The organism is Mesorhizobium sp. M1A.F.Ca.IN.020.03.2.1 (genome assembly GCF_004023205.1).
Classification (GTDB): Bacteria; Pseudomonadota; Alphaproteobacteria; order Rhizobiales; family Rhizobiaceae; genus Mesorhizobium.
This window is the reverse complement of the sequence record NZ_RZSV01000038.1, coordinates 19,226-34,467: the sequence shown is the minus strand read 5'-3', so window position 1 is coordinate 34,467 and position 15,242 is coordinate 19,226. Positions and strand designations below refer to the sequence as shown.

Genomic DNA, 15,242 nt, shown 5'->3' with positions numbered 1-15,242 from the left:
GAAAAAAGCTTCCTGAACGGCATCGGCGTTCCCACAGCCGAATTCTGCCCAGTGGACAATGACGAGCAGCTGACGGCCGCGCTGAAGAAATTCAGCGGCAGCGGCGTGCTGAAGACGCGCCGCATGGGCTATGACGGCAAAGGCCAGCGCGTCTTCCGCAACATGGAGACCGGCGGCTTTGCCGGCACCTGCGAGGCGATGGGCAATGTGCCGCTGATCCTCGAATCGCTGGTCGCTTTCGAGCGCGAGATTTCGGTGATTGCCGCGCGCGGGCAGGACGGCTCGGTTGCAGCCTACGATCCGGCCGAGAATATCCATCGCGAAGGCATATTGCGAACGTCGACATTGCCGGCCGCCATCGCACCGGACACCGCATCGGCGGCGAAGCAAGCGGCAGCAAAAATCCTTGCGGCGCTCGACTATGTCGGCGTCATCGGCGTCGAGTTCTTCGTGCTTGCCGACGGTTCGCTTTTAGCCAATGAGCTGGCGCCGCGTGTCCACAATTCCGGCCACTGGACGGAAGCCGCCTGCATCGTTTCGCAGTTCGAACAGCATATCCGCGCCATCGCCGGCCTGCCGCTGGGCTCGCCTGCACGGCATTCCGACTGTGTCATGGAAAACTTGATCGGCGATGACATGCTGAAGGTTCCGGCGCTGCTCGCCGAGCCCGGCGTGATGCTGCATCTCTACGGCAAGGCCGAGTCGCGGCCCGGCCGCAAGATGGGCCATTTCACGCGCATTGAGCGTCGGCGCTAACGCCGACTACTGCACGTCTTCGTCCTCGTCCGGGCTGGCGCAGCTCGGATCGCCTTCCTGGCAGTTGGGGCCGGAGGTGAGTTGCTTGGTGCGCTCGGTCGTCAGCTCCGTCAGGCATTGCGAAACCTCCATCGGGTGGATGGAACCGCCCTCGCTGTCGGCGGTCGAATAGGCGCATTCGGCGTCGCGGAAGGTGATCCAGGCGCGCTGTGCGGTCTGCAGCAACTTGTTGGCCTTCTCGTCATTGCGGCCGACAATATCCTTGTAGGCGGCGTTGAGCTTGGCATCGGCCGCCTGATAATCGGCATTGGCGCAGATATTCATCATCGACTGGCTGTCGTCGCTGCGATCGCAGTCCTCGGCCCATGCAGCCGGAACCGTCGCGATGAGGACAAGGCATGCGGGCAGAAAGAGACGGCGCATGATAAGACTCCGTTTCGCTGAGAGCATCTGCAACCTAGAGGAATCGCTTGGCGTCGCAGAAATGCGGCTAAACAAATAGACATAACCGGAGGGGACCTATGTCCCGCTCTGGCGTGGCCCGCAACATTCCAGCCGCCTCTGAGTCGCGCAATGCCGCGCGTTACCTATGGCGAATATTTGATCAGCGCACCATTTGCGGCATAAGAGCCGCCCGCTTGCGGTTGACACGGGCAAGGCTCCTCGTTTATGAGCCACGCAAGTTCAAGGCGCGCTTTTTTCGGGCGCGCCTTTAAAATTCGGCCCGGGACCGGGCCCCCGACCGAACAGGCAAGACCATGAAGATCAAGAACTCGCTCAAGGCGCTCAAGGCGCGTCACCGCGACAACCGGCTGGTTCGCCGCAAGGGACGCATCTACATCATCAACAAGACCGCTCCGCGCTACAAGGCGCGCCAGGGCTGAGACTTGCGCGCGGCGCTAAGCGCCGCGCCGCTGATGTCGACTGCCGGTTCGCCGGACCCTCACGCTAAAATCATTTTGACGATCCGCCGTCCGGGACTAGATTCCGGACATGCGGATTCTTTTTGCATTCTTCATTGCCCTCGTCCTTTCCGGAACGACCTTGCCCGCTTCGGCGCAGGATGAGGCCACGCCGCCCGCCGCTTCGCCGCCGCCCGCCATCACGCCTCCGCCGGTCGCCTCGACTAGGCAGGGACGGCTCGACCAGCTCTTTGCCGATCTCAGACGCGAGCGCAACGAGAAGGCCGCCGAACGCATCGCCGGCCGCATCTGGAATGAGTGGAACCAGTCCGGCAGCGCCTCGATCGACCTGATGATGCGATGGGCGCAAAGGGCGGCGGAAGACCAGAAATTCGACGTCGCGCTCGATTTCCTCGATCAGGTGGTGACCTTGCAGCCCGATTATGCCGAAGGCTGGAACCGCCGCGCTACCGTGCATTTCCTGATGAAGAACTATGGAAAGTCGATGTCGGACATCGACCACACGCTGCGGCTCGAACCGCGCCATTTCGGCGCGCTGTCCGGTCTCGCGCAGATCATGGCCGAGACCGGCCACAAGCAGTCGGCGCTGGAAGCCTGGCAGAAGGTGCTCACCATCTATCCGATGATGCGCAGCGCCCAGGGCCAGGTCTCGACGCTGTCGGAAGACCTGGCCGGCGAGGGCATTTGAGGGGCAGCTCTTCGTCATCCTCGGGCTTGACCCAACGACCATGCCGTGACTTTCCGCGCCGCGACGGTGGTGCAGACCTCTGCTCCCCTGCAGCCGTCGCGCAAGGTGACGGCGTGGATGCCAGCGGCTTCGCGACGGAGCTTCGCTCCTGCTTCGTCCTGACGTTGACAGGCCGGCCAAGCTGAACATTTGCGATACTCCACCGAAGCGGGCAATAATTTGGGCTGGCAGCAGGCCGCCAGCTCGCCAAACTCGCCGTGCTCCTAAACTAAATCCACTCGCCCGTACTTTCCGCATGGACCTCATCTGCCTCGCGCTCCTCCCCCTCGTTGCCTTCCTCATCGCCCTTGCCGGCATTACCCGCGCCGGCGTCTGGCTGATCGAGCGCCGCAATCCGCCGATCGGCGCATTCGCCGACATCGATGGTGCCCGCATCCATTATGTCCACGTCCCCGCCGCCGGCGCCGATCTGCCGCCTGTCGTCTTCATCCATGGCGCCAGTGCCAATCTCAAGGACCAGATGCTGCCGCTGAGGCCTTTGCTCGAGGGCCGCGCCGAGCTGCTGTTCCTCGACCGACCGGGCTTCGGCTGGTCGGAGCGCGGCGACAACGAAACGCTGGCGGCGCAGGCCGACACTGTCGCCGCGTTGATGGATCGGCTCGGCATCGCAAGGGCGATCATCATAGGCCATTCCTTCGGCGGCGCGGTCACAACCGCCTTCGCGCGCCAGCATCCGCAAAAGACGCTCGGCCTCGTCTTCCTGGCGCCCGTGAGCCATCCGTGGCCGGGCGGCGCGACCGCCTGGTATTACAAATTGACGGCTGTTCCGGTGGTCGGCTGGCTGTTTTCCGAGACCATTGCTTACGCGGCGGGCATGCTGCGGATCGGCAATGCCACGGCCTGCGTGTTTTCACCGAACAATGTGCCGAAGGGCTATATCGGCAAGGCTTCCATTCCGCTTGTTCTGAGGCCGCCTGCCTTCCGCGCCAACGCCCGCGATGTGGCCCGACTTTACGATTATGTGCGCGCTGCCTCGCCTGGCTACCGTGAGATCAAGGCGCCGACCTTGGTCATCTCCGGCGATCGCGACAAGGTGGTCTATGCCACGGTCCATTCCGTCGGCCTCGAACACGACATTCCCGGCGCCGAGCTGGTCTGGGTCGCGAATCTCGGCCACAAGCCCGACTGGATCGCCCCCGACCTCGTCGTCGGCGCCATCGAAAGGGCGGCCGGCGCGCCGGTCGACTTGCAGTCGATGGCGAGTGTTGTGGAAAGCCGGATCGCCGGCGACGCGCAAGGCGCTGACAGGTACCCGGAACTGAAGGTGCCGGACGCCGAGCTGGCGCCGGGCTAAGCTCGGGACCGGAAGGTGTCGAGATTCAAATTAGGCCGAGCCGAGCAGAGCGGATTCCCAGAACCGGAGCGGAGCGACTTGACCACATGAGCCCCGGAAGCGCAGGAAAGGCGCGCCTCACAGGCCGGTCCCACCTGAATACGGGCATACCTTAGTGCGTCTCTGAGCCGACATAGGCGATGCGCAGCATGTTGGTGGAGCCGGGCGTCCTCAGCGGCACGCCCGCCGTGATGATGACGCGGTCGCCCGGCTTGCCGAAGCCTTCCTCGAGGGCAATGCGGCAGGCGCGGTCGACCATATCGTCGAGGTCGATAGCGTCCTCCGAGACCACGCAATGCGTACCCCACAGAAGCGAGAGCCGGCGCGCCGTGTTGACGATCGGCGACAGCGCCACGATCGGCACCTGCGGCCGTTCGCGCGCGGCGCGCAGACCAGTTGTTCCAGAGGCGGTGTAGGAAATGATCGCCGACAGTTTCAGCGTCTCCGCGATCTCGCGCGCAGCGAGCGAAATGGCGTCGGCCCCGGTCGCTTCCGGTTCCGAGCGCTGGGCGTTGATGATGCCGGCATAAGTCGGGTCGGCTTCGACCTTGGTGGCGATGCGGTTCATCATCGCGACCGCCTCGACCGGGTAGGCGCCGGCGGCGGATTCGGCCGAAAGCATGATCGCGTCCGCGCCTTCGAAGACGGCGATCGACACATCCGAGACCTCCGCGCGGGTCGGCACGGGTGCGGTGATCATCGATTCCAGCATCTGGGTCGCGATCACCACCGGTTTGCCGGCGCGGCGGGCGGCTCGCGTGATCTGCTTCTGGATGCCGGGCACGGCCTCGAGCGGCATCTCGACGCCGAGATCGCCGCGCGCGACCATCAGCGCGTCGGAGAGTTCGATGATCTCGGCCAGGCGCGCCACCGCCTGCGGCTTTTCGATCTTGGCCATGATGAGGGCCCGGCCGCGCGCGATCTTGCGCGCTTCGGCCAGATCCTCCGGCCGCTGCACGAACGACAGCGCCACCCAGTCGACGCTTGCCGCCAGCACCGCGTCGAGATCGGCGCGGTCCTTCTCGGTCAGCGCGCCGACCGGCAGATCGGTGTCGGGCAGGCTGACGCCCTTCTTGTCGGAGATGCCGGTGCCGGCGACCACCGTGCAGGCGATCGACTTGCCGTCGCTCTTGACCGCCTTGAGCTCCAGCTTGCCGTCATCGATCAAAAGACGGTGACCGGCCTCGACCGAGTTCAGGATTTCCGGATGCGGCAGGTAGACGCGCTTCGACGTGCCGGGTTCCGGACTGTCATCCAGCGTGAAGGTCTGGCCGACGGTCAGTGCTTCCTTGCCATTGGCGAACTTGCCGACCCTGAGCTTTGGCCCCTGAAGATCGGCGAGAATGCCGATCGGCCGCCCGACCGCCGCCTCGACGGCCCGGATGCGGCCGACAAGCGTGCGCATCAGCTCGTGGTCGGTATGGCTCATATTGATGCGGAAGACGTCGGCGCCTGCCTCGAAGAGCTTTCGCAGCATCTCCTCGGAGGAGGAAGCCGGACCGATGGTGGCGAGGATCTTGACCTTGCGGTTACGTCTCATTGATTGTTCGTTCCCGGAGCGGGGGCCGCTGGCGCGCCGCCCGTTGCGGGCTCGTCAGTCAGCTGGACCATCCAGCTTGCCTGCTCGCCCGTGTCATATTCCTGAAATCCGGCGCGCTGAAAGCCCCGGGCGACGCAATCATTCACGCCGGCAATCTTGAACTCTTTTTCGGCGACGCACATGTTGATCGGGCCGTCCCAACGCCCGCCGCGCTCGGCGTCTTCTGCATAAAGATAGTAAAACCTTGATGACAGCGGCCCCTCGATCAGCGTCTTGCAGGTCGACCCCTCGATGTGCCACCAGCCCTCTGTGATCCAGCCGGCCTTCGCCCGATAGCCGATGCCGACGCCGACCAGGTTCTGCGTCGCGTTGCAGACGCGGAAGTCGGCGCGCGCCGGCGAGGTCGCGGCGAGCGCGCACAGGCCCGCGCCAAAGATCAGGAGCGGCAGGCTCAGGCGCTTGCGCAGCCTGCCGGCGCAACCCAATCCAAAACCCTTGGCGAACCACATCTGCATCGTCGAAGCACCTTTTCAGCAAACTCCGGGCGCATGTCAACGCGCCGTTTTATTCAATTCCAATCGATTTAGAAGGGTCCGGTGAACGATTTGGCGTCCCATCCGGGATTCTTTGCAGAAACCGTGGCCAAACAACGGCATTGCGCCTCAGTCCTCTTCGTGGAATGACGATACCACCCCGCCCGGACGCCAGCGAACAGACCGTTTTCAGCCGATGACCCGATCCACAGCTTTCGCGCCCTTCGACATCGTCGAGGGCGACCGCAAGAAGGGCATCGTGCTTCTGGCTGCCGGAAGAGTATGGCAGCCTCGGCCTGCCGGCTGCCGAGTTCGAGCGCCACATCGCCTATGACATCGGCGTCGAGACGGTGACGCGCGAGTTGGCGGCGGCGCTCGATGCGCCGGCCGTGCTGGCCGGCTTCTCCCGCCTTCTGATCGACCCCAACCGGGGCGAGGACGACCCGACGCTGATCCGCCAGCTCTATGACGGTACCGTCGTGCCGGGAAACTATCCCATGGCCGCCGAGGAGCGGGAGAGACGGCTCGACCGCTTCTACCGCCCCTATCACGACGCGGTCGGGGCGATGATTTCCTCGGTGGCGCAGGCCTCCGGCAAAGCGCCGTTCATCTTCTCGGTGCATTCCTTCACCCCTCGCATGCAAGGCTTCATCCGCCCCTGGCATGTCGGCATCTTGTGGGACCGCGACGACCGCGTTGCGCGGCCGCTGATCGACATGCTGGCCGAAGACAAGGCGCTGATCGTCGGCGACAACGAGCCCTATGACGGCGCGCTGCGCGGCGACACCATGTTCCGCCATGCCATTGTCAACGGCTATGCCCATGCCCTGCTCGAGATCCGTCAGGACCTGATCGCCGACCGCGCTGGCGCTGTTCAATGGGCGGAGCGATTGGCTCCGATCGTTGACGCCGTCGACCGCCGTGCCGATATACACGAGGTGAAGATGTTCGGCTCGCGCACCGGGCCGGCCTAAAAAACGGCCGAGAGGCCGGGGACCACGAAATGACCGAACTCAGCGAAGAACGGAAACGCGATTTCGAGGCCGCCGCCTTCCGCCGGCTGGTCGAGCATCTGCGCGCACGCGGTGACGTCCAGAACATCGACCTGATGAACCTGGCCGGCTTCTGCCGCAACTGCCTGTCGAACTGGTATCGCGAGGCGGCCGAGGCCGACGGCATTGCGCTGACAAAGGACGAATCGCGCGAGATCATCTATGGCATGCCCTATGCCGAATGGCAGGCGCTCAACCAGACCGAAGCCTCCGAGGCCAAGAAGGCTGAGTTCGAGGCCAGGCGGCCGAAGGATCATTGAACGGTCCTATTTGGCTCGCCCCTGCTGCTTTGTCATCCCAGGGTCTGCGCGCGTCGCTTCGCTCCTGCTTCGCCCATGGATGGCGAAGGAGGCGTTTCGGCCAAATCTCCAAAGTAGAGCCCATTCCTCACAGGTCCGCGCCTCTTGGTCCAACGCTTCTGCCATAGCGCTTCTTGACTACAAATTGAATCGATCTAATTTGCCGCGCAAAGCATTCGGACTTCAAACCATGAGCGTGCAAACCACAAGGCAAGCCGCGACGCGCGGCCGCTGGGCCGTTGCCGGCATTTTCCTGGCCAATGGCTTTCTCACCGGCAGCTGGGCGCCGCAGATCCCGGTGTTTCTGACCCGGCTGGACATCTCGAAATTCACCCTCGGCCTGCTGATCCTGTTGTTTGGTGTCGGCGCGGTGATGGCGATGACCTGGTGCGGCCATCTCATTTCCAGGCACGGCTCGCGCCCCGTGCTGCGCTGGTTCGGCATCTGCGGCAGTTTCGGCCTGCTGGTCGCGGCACTTGCGCCCAACGTGCCGCTCGCGGCCCTCGCGATGCTCGTCTTCGGCGGCTCGATCGGCGGCATGGACGTCGCCATGAATTCCAACGCGGTGATCGTCGAACGACGGCTCTCCCGCGCCATCATGTCGTCCTCGCATGGCTTCTGGAGCCTCGGCGGCTTCGCCGGCGGCGCGCTTGGTGGCTATTCCATTCAGAACTACGGCTATCTCACGCATGCGATTGCGGTGACGGCGCTCGCCTTTTTGGTCATCGCCTTTGCTGTTCGCTACCTCATCGCCGACGACAGGCCGCAGGCCGCCGGGCATCAGAAATTTACGCTGCCGCGGCACACAATTGTCTATCTGGTCGGGTTGATGGCGCTGCTCACCATGGTCTCAGAGGGCGCCGTGCTCGACTGGGCCGCGCTCTACCTCCAGCAGGAGCTCGGCGCCGACCTTGCGATTGCCGGCCTCGCCTATGCTGCCTTCTCCGGCGTCATGGCGCTCATGCGCTTTCTCGGCGACGGCGTGCGCAACCGCTTCGGCGCGGTGGCGACGCTGCGCGGCTCGGCGCTTGTCGCTGCCGCCGGCATGTTGGTGGCCGGCCTCTCCCCCTCGCCTTATCTTGCCATTGCCGCTTTCGCCTTCTGCGGTTTCGGCATCGCCAATATGGTGCCGATCCTGTTTTCGGCCGGCGGCAACCAGGAAGGCTTGTCTTCCGGCACCGGCATGAGCGTCGTCACCACGATGGGCTATTCAGGAATCCTGGTGGCGCCGTCGGCGATCGGCTTCGTCGCCGAGCATTCGAGCTTCGGCCCGATCTTCGTAGCGCTTTCCGGCCTGCTGGTCATCGTGCTGTTGATGGCGAACCTCGCTTACCGCGCCGAATTTGCCGCCGAGCCTGCGCCGGCGGAGTAGCGCTTCAGCTCTTCATGCAGGAAATCCGCGACGCGGCGGATGCGCATGCTGGTGCGCACGTCACGGTGCATTGCAAGCCACACCGGCAGCTCGGGCAAGGGAACCTCCGGCAACAGCTTCTCCAGTCGAGGATCGCGGCTAGCGAGCGGCTCCTGGCCGATGCCGATGCCATTGCCGGCCCGCACCGCCTCCCACAGCACGATCTGGTTGTCGGTCCTGAAGCGGAAGTTGCTGCGGCTGACCGGGATGCCAAACGCGGTGAGGCCGCGAACGATCTCATCGCTGCGGTCGAAACCGACCAAAGGATGGTCGACGAGATCGCTCGGCTTCTGCGGGCGTCCATGTCGGTCGAGATAGGATTTCGCAGCACATATGCAGAGCGCGATATCGGTGACCTTGCGCGCCATCAGCTCGTTCTGCGCCGGCCTGACCATGCGGATGGCGATGTCGGCGTCGCGCCGCAGCAGGTTCTCGACCTGGTTGGAAGCGACGATCTCGACCTCGATGCCCGGCTCTTCCTCGCCAAGGCGCGCCGTGATCTGCGGCAGCACGCAGGCCGCAACCACCTCCGAGGCAGCGATGCGCACCGTACCCTCGATCGCCTCGACCGAGCCCAGCGCAAGCAATGAGAATGCATTGGCCTGCTCGCTGACTGCCTTTCCGCGCTCGTAGAGTGCGCTGCCTGCCTCCGTCAGTTCGTAGCCGCGCCGCCCGCGCCGGAACAGCGTGACGCCGAGCGCCTGCTCCAGCTCGGCGATGTGGCGGCCGAGCGTCGGCTGGCTTGATGCGAGCTTGCGCGCGGCGGCCGAAAGGCTGCCGGTCTCGGCCACCACGACGAAGCTCTTGATCAGATTCCAGTCGAATTCATTCATTCGTTTTTGAATAACAGAGTGCCGATCTTAGTCAATTTCCATTCGACTTTGAAGACGTCAGATTAAGCGGGCAAACGCAAGCAACGGAGACGAACAATGACCAAGATCGCAATTCTGGGCGCCAATGGCCGGCTCGGACGCGTGGTTGCCAAGGCCTTCATCGACGCCGGTTTCGACGTCCGCGCCATCACCCGCACCGGCAAGGTGCCGGCCGAGCTCAAGGGCGCTATTGCCGTCGCCGGCGATGCTCTGGACCGCCAGTCGCTGATCCGCGCCACGCAAGGCGTCGACATCATCTTCAATGGCTTGAACCCGATCTATACCGACTGGGACAAATGCCTGCCGATGACCGAGAACGTCATGGCAGCCTGTCGGGCCAACGGCGCGCTGCATCTTTTCCCGGGCACTGTCTATAATTACGGCTCGCCGATGCCGCAGGTGATCACCGAGGAAACGACTTTCCATCCTACCACCGACAAGGGCCGCATCCGCGTCGCCATGGAGGAGCTTTTCCGTCGCGAAGCCGATGCGGGCCGCGTGCGCACCATTCTGCTTAGGGCCGGCGACTTCTTTGGCGGCACCGGCAGCGGCGGCTGGTTCGATCTCGTCGTCGCCGCCAAGATGGAAAAGGGGGTCTACACCGCCGCCGGCCCGGCCAAGCTCGTGCACGAATGGGCCTATCTGCCCGACTTCGCGGTGGCCTTTGTCGCACTGGCGCGCAATCTCGATAAGCTCGGCTTTTACGAGGCCATCAATTTCCCCGGCCACGCCGTCACCGATCTCGACATCAAGGCCGCCGCCGAAAAGGCGCTCGGCCGCAAGCTGAAACTCACGTTCATGCCCTGGTGGGTGCTGCGCGCCGGCAGCCCGTTCGTAACCATGTGGCGCGAGATCGTCTCGATGTCCTACCTGCGCTTCGAGCCGCACCGGCTGGCGTCAGCGCGCCTGGAAAAGGTCATCGGCGAAATCCCGCACACCCCGCTCGACCGAGCAGTGGCGGAAGCCATGCAAGACATCGGCATAACCGTCGCGCCCATGCGTCAGGCCGCCTGAGCAAAGAACAACCTCAAGATGAAAACGGCCGGACTTCAAGGCCCGACCGCAAATCGTCGTCGGTTCAGATCCTGCCCATCAAAAGCAGGATCAGCAACACTACCAGAATGACTCCCACAATCCCCGAAGGCCCATAGCCCCAGGACCGCGAGTGCGGCCATGCCGGCACGGCGCCGATCAGGATCAGGATCAGGATTATTACGAGAATTGTACCGATCGTCATTGAAAACCCTCGCCGTCTGGTTGAACTTCGAGGGAACAATGCAAAAAGCCGCCCGGTAGTTCCCGAGCGGCTTTATGTACCTGAGTTGCGAAGTCGCTCTACTCGGCGGCTTTCGGGAAGGCGACCGCCGGCTCGGCATTGGCTTCCGCTACCGGCTCGCCTGTCGAGAGCTCGCCCTTGCAGCGGCGGAACAGGCGGCTGAGCCAGCCACGCCGGGCGCCGGGCTTCACCTTGGCTCGGGTGAACACCATCAGCATCGAGGGCGTCACCACCAGCGTCAGCAAGGTGGCGAAGGACAGGCCGAAGACGATCGCCGACGACAGCGAAATCCACCACTGCGTCGATGGCGCGTTGATCGTCGTCTCGTGATGGAAGATTTCGAGACCGAGGCCGAAGGCGATCGGCAGCACGCCGAGGATGGCCGACACCGCGGTCAGGACCACCGGCCGCGCGCGCTCGCGGCAGGTCTGCAGCACGGCATCCATCTTGTCCCAGCCTTCCTCGCGCAGCCGGTCATAGGTGTCGATGAGCACGATGTTGTTGTTCACCACCACGCCGGCAAGCGCAATGACGCCGATGCCCGACATCACGATGCCGAAGGCCTCGCCTGTCAGAAGCAGCCCGAGGAACACGCCGATCGTCGCCATCACAACGCAGGACAGAACAAGCCACACGCTGGTGAACTTGTTGAACTGCGCGAGCAGCACCAGGAAGATCAGGAAGATCGCCGCGCCGAAGGCTTTGCTAAGGAAGGCGCTGGCTTCCGCGCTGTCCTCGTTGGAGCCAGCGAGCTTCCAGCGTATGCCGCTGCCGAGATCCATGTCGGCCACGGCCTTGGTGACTTCCGCCTGCACCGCTGCCACTTGCGCGCCGGCGCTGACATTGGCTTGCACCACCACGGTGCGCGCGCCGTCGATGCGGTTGAGGACGCCGACTGTCGGCTCGGGCTTCCTGACCACGAAGTTCGAGATCGGCACCGAGCCCTGCGAGGTCTGCACCCTGAGCTCGTCGAGCGTCGAGAGCGTGCGCCGGTCTTCCGGCAGACGCAGGCGAATGTCGACGGCGTCGTCGGCGCCGGCCGGCCGGTATTCCGACAGCTTGAGGCCGTTCGTTACCAGCTGCACCACCGTGCCCACCGAGGTCGGGCTGATGCCGTATTGCGCCGCCTTGGCGCGATCGACCTCAAGCGCCCAGTCGACGCCGGGCGGCGGCAGGCCGTCGGAAACATCGATCACGTTGGGGACCTTGGCGACGCGCGCGGCGACGGCGCGTGCCTTGTCGTCGAGCCCGGCCGGGTCGGCGGCCGAAAGCCTGATCTGGATCGGCTTGCCGGTCGGCGGGCCGGCCTCCGGCACGCGCACTTCGACGTCGACGCCGGGAATGCCGGCCATGACGCCACGCAAATCGTCGAGGATCTGGTTGGCGGACTTGCGCTCGCGCCAATCGACGAATTCGTACTGGATCACCCCGACCACGTCTTCCGGGATGTCCTGGCCGCCGCCTTGCGTCTTGCCGACGCGCGTGTAGACCGATTTCACGCCGGGCCAGCCGAGCAGGCGGCTTTCCGCCGTCTTGGTTGCGGCGTCCATTTCGGCCAGCGAAAGGTTGCCCCGGGCGTGCACATAGAGCAGGCCGTAATCCGGCTCGACGCTGGGGAAGAACTCGACGCCGGCGCCGTATTTCGAATAGGCGAAGCCGACGCCGACCAGCAGGCCGACGGTGAGCAGGATGACGGTGATCGGGAAACGCACCGCCTGCTTGACCAGAGCCATATACCAGCCGTCGCGATCGCTGTCCTCGTGATGCGCCGGCGCCTTGGCGAAGATGGCGCCGAGCGTCGGCGCGAAGACCAGCGCATAGAGCATCGAGGCCGACAGCGTCACGATCAGCGTGATCGGCATGTACTTCATGAAGTCGCCGATGATGCCGGGCCAGAAGAGCAGCGGCGAGAAGGCGGCGATGCGCGTCATCGTCGCTGCGATGACGGGGCCGGCCATGCGCTTGGCGGCTAGCGCGAAGGCATCGGCCTTCGGCATGCCCTCGCTCATGCGCCGCTCGGCGAATTCAGTGACGATGATGGCATCGTCGACCAGCATGCCGACCGCCAGGATGAGGCTGAACAGCACGATCATGTTGATCGTGTAGCCCATCATCGCAAGCAGCAGGATGCCGATCAGGAAGGATGACGGAATGGCGAGGCCGATGAGCAGCGAGGCGCGTCCCGACAGCGCGTAGAGGATCACGATGAACACCAGGATGACGGCGATCATCACATGGTTCTGCAGGTCGCCCAAAAGCTGGTTGACGAAGACCGACTTGTCCTGCGTGTAGGTGACGTGCATGCCTTCCGGCATCGTCTTGATGAAGGTGTCCGACACCTCCCGGACATGGTTCAGCGTGTCGATCAGGTTGGCGCCGATGCGCTTCTTCACCTCGATGGCGATCGCCGGCTTGCCGTCGAGGCGGGTCACCGTCTCGGCGTCCTTGAAGGTGGAGCGGATGGTGGCGACGTCCTTGGCCTGCACCACGGCATTGGGCGTGGCGACGACCGGCAGTTTGGCGACGTCCTCGGGCGTCTCGATCAGCGACGGCACCTTGACCGCGTATTTGCCCTCGGAGCCTTCGAGATTGCCGGCCGCGACCAGGCTGTTGGAGGCGCCGACGCCCTGGATCACCTGATCGAGCTGGAGTCCGTAGGAGGAGAGCTTCACCGGATCGATGACGACTTCGACTAGATCGTCGCGCGCGCCCTGCAGCGAGCCTTCGAGCACGCCTGGCACCTCCTCGATGCGGTCGCGCAATTCGCGCGCCGCCGACGTCAGCACGCGCTCCGGCACGTCGCCGGAAAGCGTGACGACGAGAACCGGGAACTCCGAGACGTTGACTTCAGTGACGGTCGGCTCCTCCGCCGCCTGCGGCAGGTCGGCCTTGGCGTCCTGCACCTTGCTGCGCGTGTCCTGCAGCGCGGTGGCCAGATTGGTCTGCGGCTGGAACTCGACCAGCACGTAGCCGCCGCCCTGGAAGGCGGCCGAGCGCATCTCCTTGAGCCCCTTCAGGCTCTTGAGCTTGCTTTCCATCGGCCTGAGCAGCAGCCGTTCGGAGTCCTCCGGCGATATGCCCTGGTAGATCAGGCTGACATACATCATCGGAATCGGAACGTCCGGCTCCGCTTCCTTCGGCGTCGACTGATAGGCGACCCAGCCCGCGACGAGCAGGAACATCAGCGCCGATATTGTGAGGCGGGCGTTGTGAATGGCTAGTCTGACGATGTCCATGACTTATGCCTGCTGTTTCCCTGGAAGCCGCGACATTGGCCAGCGGCGCCGGCCGAGCCGGCGCGGCGACCGCGCTATTGCGTGCCGGCGGAGGCTTCGCTGATCAGCTTGTTGATGGTTGCCTGGTCGGCCTCGACCGGCTTCACCAGATCGCCTTCCTTCACCAGTTCCTGGCCGGCGACGATGATGCGCGCGTCCTGCGGTATGCCGCCGAGCACCAGTCCCTTCGGCGTGTCGTCGACGAGGTCGATCGGGAAGAACGCCACCTTGTCGTCCTTGCCGACGGCGCGGATGCCGAGGTCGCCCTTGTCGCCCAGCGTCACCACCGAGCGCGGCAGCATGACCGCATCGGTCGGCTGGGCGCTGAGCGTGATCTCGGCCGTCATGCCGGCGGGGATGGAGCCGTCGGCATTGGGGATGGCCACCTCGACACGGAAGGTGCGGGTCTGCGAGGAGGCGTCACGGCTGATGTAGCGCACCGTGCCGGTGACTTTCTGGTCGTTGACAAGGCGCACGTTGGCCTGGTCGCCGATCTTGATGTAGCGCAGGTCGCGCTCGCTGATCTCGCCGCGCGCGATCACCGGGTCGAGCTTGAGGATGGTGGCCACCTCGCCGCCCTGCATCACCGAGCTGCCGAGCTCGACCGGCACGCGGTCGATGACCCCGTCGAAGGGCGCCTTCACTTCGTTGCGGTCGAGTTCGGCCTGCGCCGTCTCCAGCATGGACTGCGCTGCCGTCAGGTTCGACCGAGCAGTGTCGAGCTGCAGCTTGGGCAGGTTCCCGGTCTTGGCCAGCCGCTCGGCTGCGTCGAGCTCGGCCTTGCGCTGCGCCAGCAGCTGCCTGGCATTATCGACATTCGAGAGCTTCTCCTCGGCGGCAAGCATCAGTACGAGGTCGCCGGTCTTGACGTGATCGCCCTGCTTGACCGGGAGCTTGTCGATGACACCGGCGACGCGGACAGCAAGTACAGCGCGCTTGTCGGCTTCGGTCAGGCCCGAGATCCGTATCGCCCGCGCGAAGGTTTTGCGCGGCGGCGTCACCACCGCGACGGTGCGCAATGCTGCCTTCGGCTCGGCCTCCGCCGTCTTCGGCTTTTCGGCGCCGGACTGCGCGGCTTTGCCTGCTTCTCCCTCCTTCTGGTGATCGGCGGCGCTGCCCACGGACGAGAACTCGCCCGTTGCCATCCAGGCAGCGAATCCGATGAGCACAGCAATGGCTGCAAGCTTGTGAAACCTGATTTTCGGCATCGTCATTTTTTCCGTT

14 protein-coding genes and 1 pseudogene are annotated in these 15,242 nt (G+C 64.5%); 8 read left to right on the top strand and 7 right to left on the bottom strand.

Annotated features, from left to right (window positions below):
* On the top strand, positions 1-756 hold a 756-nt coding region (locus tag EOA79_RS08995; RefSeq protein ID WP_128292972.1), incomplete at its 5' end, for an ATP-grasp domain-containing protein.
* 6 nt (positions 757-762) lie between these two features.
* Here the strand turns inward: EOA79_RS08995 and EOA79_RS08990 are convergent.
* On the bottom strand, positions 763-1,179 hold the full coding sequence (locus EOA79_RS08990; RefSeq protein WP_067002206.1) for a lysozyme inhibitor LprI family protein: 417 nt from the start codon (positions 1,177-1,179) through the stop codon (positions 763-765).
* A gap of 335 nt (positions 1,180-1,514) precedes the next feature.
* Here EOA79_RS08990 and ykgO point away from each other — a divergent pair, with 335 nt between their 5' ends.
* The 3 genes from ykgO (at position 1,515) to EOA79_RS08975 (ending at position 3,721) form a co-directional block, all read left to right on the top strand.
* Positions 1,515-1,640: a type B 50S ribosomal protein L36 gene (gene ykgO, locus EOA79_RS08985; protein WP_040974291.1), complete on the top strand. Its 126-nt coding sequence runs from the start codon at positions 1,515-1,517 to the stop codon at positions 1,638-1,640.
* A 109-nt stretch (positions 1,641-1,749) separates the two neighbouring features.
* Positions 1,750-2,367 (top strand): hypothetical protein, encoded by a 618-nt coding sequence (locus EOA79_RS08980; protein ID WP_067001924.1) that lies wholly within the window; start codon positions 1,750-1,752, stop codon positions 2,365-2,367.
* A 295-nt stretch (positions 2,368-2,662) separates the two neighbouring features.
* The gene (locus EOA79_RS08975) at positions 2,663-3,721 is read left to right on the top strand and encodes an alpha/beta hydrolase (protein ID WP_095824059.1); all 1,059 of its coding nucleotides are present in this window, start codon (positions 2,663-2,665) and stop codon (positions 3,719-3,721) included.
* A 151-nt stretch (positions 3,722-3,872) separates the two neighbouring features.
* Here EOA79_RS08975 and pyk read toward each other — a convergent pair whose 3' ends face one another.
* Together pyk and EOA79_RS08965 are read right to left on the bottom strand one after the other, a co-directional pair.
* Complete coding sequence (gene pyk / locus EOA79_RS08970; protein ID WP_067319379.1) at positions 3,873-5,300, bottom strand: pyruvate kinase; 1,428 nt, start codon at positions 5,298-5,300, stop codon at positions 3,873-3,875.
* Positions 5,297-5,815 carry a DUF1036 domain-containing protein gene (locus EOA79_RS08965; RefSeq protein ID WP_170950279.1) on the bottom strand — a complete coding sequence of 173 codons (519 nt, stop codon included), beginning with the start codon at positions 5,813-5,815 and terminating at the stop codon, positions 5,297-5,299. Before EOA79_RS08965 ends, pyk begins: the two co-directional genes overlap by 4 nt.
* A gap of 214 nt (positions 5,816-6,029) precedes the next feature.
* Between EOA79_RS08965 and EOA79_RS08960 the strand changes: the two are divergent.
* The 3 genes and pseudogenes from EOA79_RS08960 (at position 6,030) to EOA79_RS08950 (ending at position 8,556) form a co-directional block, all read left to right on the top strand.
* Positions 6,030-6,807: pseudogene (locus tag EOA79_RS08960) on the top strand (N-formylglutamate amidohydrolase).
* A 29-nt stretch (positions 6,808-6,836) separates the two neighbouring features.
* Positions 6,837-7,145 (top strand): DUF1244 domain-containing protein, encoded by a 309-nt coding sequence (locus EOA79_RS08955; protein WP_067319384.1) that lies wholly within the window; start codon positions 6,837-6,839, stop codon positions 7,143-7,145.
* Between the two features lie 229 nt (positions 7,146-7,374).
* Positions 7,375-8,556 (top strand): MFS transporter, encoded by a 1,182-nt coding sequence (locus tag EOA79_RS08950; RefSeq protein WP_127335149.1) that lies wholly within the window; start codon positions 7,375-7,377, stop codon positions 8,554-8,556.
* On the opposite strand, the gene EOA79_RS08945 is transcribed toward EOA79_RS08950, so the two are convergent.
* Positions 8,514-9,428 carry a LysR family transcriptional regulator gene (locus tag EOA79_RS08945; RefSeq protein WP_067319388.1) on the bottom strand — a complete coding sequence of 305 codons (915 nt, stop codon included), beginning with the start codon at positions 9,426-9,428 and terminating at the stop codon, positions 8,514-8,516. The two genes, EOA79_RS08950 and EOA79_RS08945, sit on opposite strands and share 43 nt — an antisense overlap.
* Positions 9,429-9,524: 96 nt before the next feature.
* Here EOA79_RS08945 and EOA79_RS08940 point away from each other — a divergent pair, with 96 nt between their 5' ends.
* Positions 9,525-10,481 (top strand): SDR family oxidoreductase, encoded by a 957-nt coding sequence (locus EOA79_RS08940; protein WP_095824061.1) that lies wholly within the window; start codon positions 9,525-9,527, stop codon positions 10,479-10,481.
* Positions 10,482-10,545: 64 nt separating this feature from the next.
* Here the strand turns inward: EOA79_RS08940 and EOA79_RS08935 are convergent, their stop codons facing one another.
* From EOA79_RS08935 to EOA79_RS08925, 3 genes are all read right to left on the bottom strand, one after another.
* Complete coding sequence (locus EOA79_RS08935) at positions 10,546-10,704, bottom strand: DUF3309 family protein (protein ID WP_040991775.1); 159 nt, start codon at positions 10,702-10,704, stop codon at positions 10,546-10,548.
* Positions 10,705-10,802: 98 nt separating this feature from the next.
* A complete protein-coding gene (locus tag EOA79_RS08930) occupies positions 10,803-13,979 on the bottom strand; it encodes an efflux RND transporter permease subunit (protein ID WP_127335148.1) in 3,177 nt (1,058 codons plus the stop codon).
* Between the two features lie 74 nt (positions 13,980-14,053).
* Positions 14,054-15,226, bottom strand: coding sequence for an efflux RND transporter periplasmic adaptor subunit (locus EOA79_RS08925; protein WP_095824193.1), 1,173 nt, complete (start codon positions 15,224-15,226; stop codon positions 14,054-14,056).
* Positions 15,227-15,242: the final 16 nt, after the last annotated feature.

What these genes read in the sequence shown, in the direction of transcription:
- EOA79_RS08925 (WP_095824193.1), bottom strand. Translation starts at nt 15,226, where the DNA reads ATGCCGAAAATCAGGTTTCACAAGCTTGCAGCCATTGCTGTGCTCATC.
- EOA79_RS08965 (WP_170950279.1), bottom strand. Translation starts at nt 5,815, where the DNA reads ATGCAGATGTGGTTCGCCAAGGGTTTTGGATTGGGTTGCGCCGGCAGG.
- EOA79_RS08945 (WP_067319388.1), bottom strand. Translation starts at nt 9,428, where the DNA reads ATGAATGAATTCGACTGGAATCTGATCAAGAGCTTCGTCGTGGTGGCC.
- EOA79_RS08975 (WP_095824059.1), top strand. Translation starts at nt 2,663, where the DNA reads ATGGACCTCATCTGCCTCGCGCTCCTCCCCCTCGTTGCCTTCCTCATC.
- EOA79_RS08930 (WP_127335148.1), bottom strand. Translation starts at nt 13,979, where the DNA reads ATGGACATCGTCAGACTAGCCATTCACAACGCCCGCCTCACAATATCG.
- EOA79_RS08935 (WP_040991775.1), bottom strand. Translation starts at nt 10,704, where the DNA reads ATGACGATCGGTACAATTCTCGTAATAATCCTGATCCTGATCCTGATC.
- EOA79_RS08940 (WP_095824061.1), top strand. Translation starts at nt 9,525, where the DNA reads ATGACCAAGATCGCAATTCTGGGCGCCAATGGCCGGCTCGGACGCGTG.
- pyk (WP_067319379.1), bottom strand. Translation starts at nt 5,300, where the DNA reads ATGAGACGTAACCGCAAGGTCAAGATCCTCGCCACCATCGGTCCGGCT.
- ykgO (WP_040974291.1), top strand. Translation starts at nt 1,515, where the DNA reads ATGAAGATCAAGAACTCGCTCAAGGCGCTCAAGGCGCGTCACCGCGAC.
- EOA79_RS08990 (WP_067002206.1), bottom strand. Translation starts at nt 1,179, where the DNA reads ATGCGCCGTCTCTTTCTGCCCGCATGCCTTGTCCTCATCGCGACGGTT.
- EOA79_RS08980 (WP_067001924.1), top strand. Translation starts at nt 1,750, where the DNA reads ATGCGGATTCTTTTTGCATTCTTCATTGCCCTCGTCCTTTCCGGAACG.
- EOA79_RS08950 (WP_127335149.1), top strand. Translation starts at nt 7,375, where the DNA reads ATGAGCGTGCAAACCACAAGGCAAGCCGCGACGCGCGGCCGCTGGGCC.
- EOA79_RS08955 (WP_067319384.1), top strand. Translation starts at nt 6,837, where the DNA reads ATGACCGAACTCAGCGAAGAACGGAAACGCGATTTCGAGGCCGCCGCC.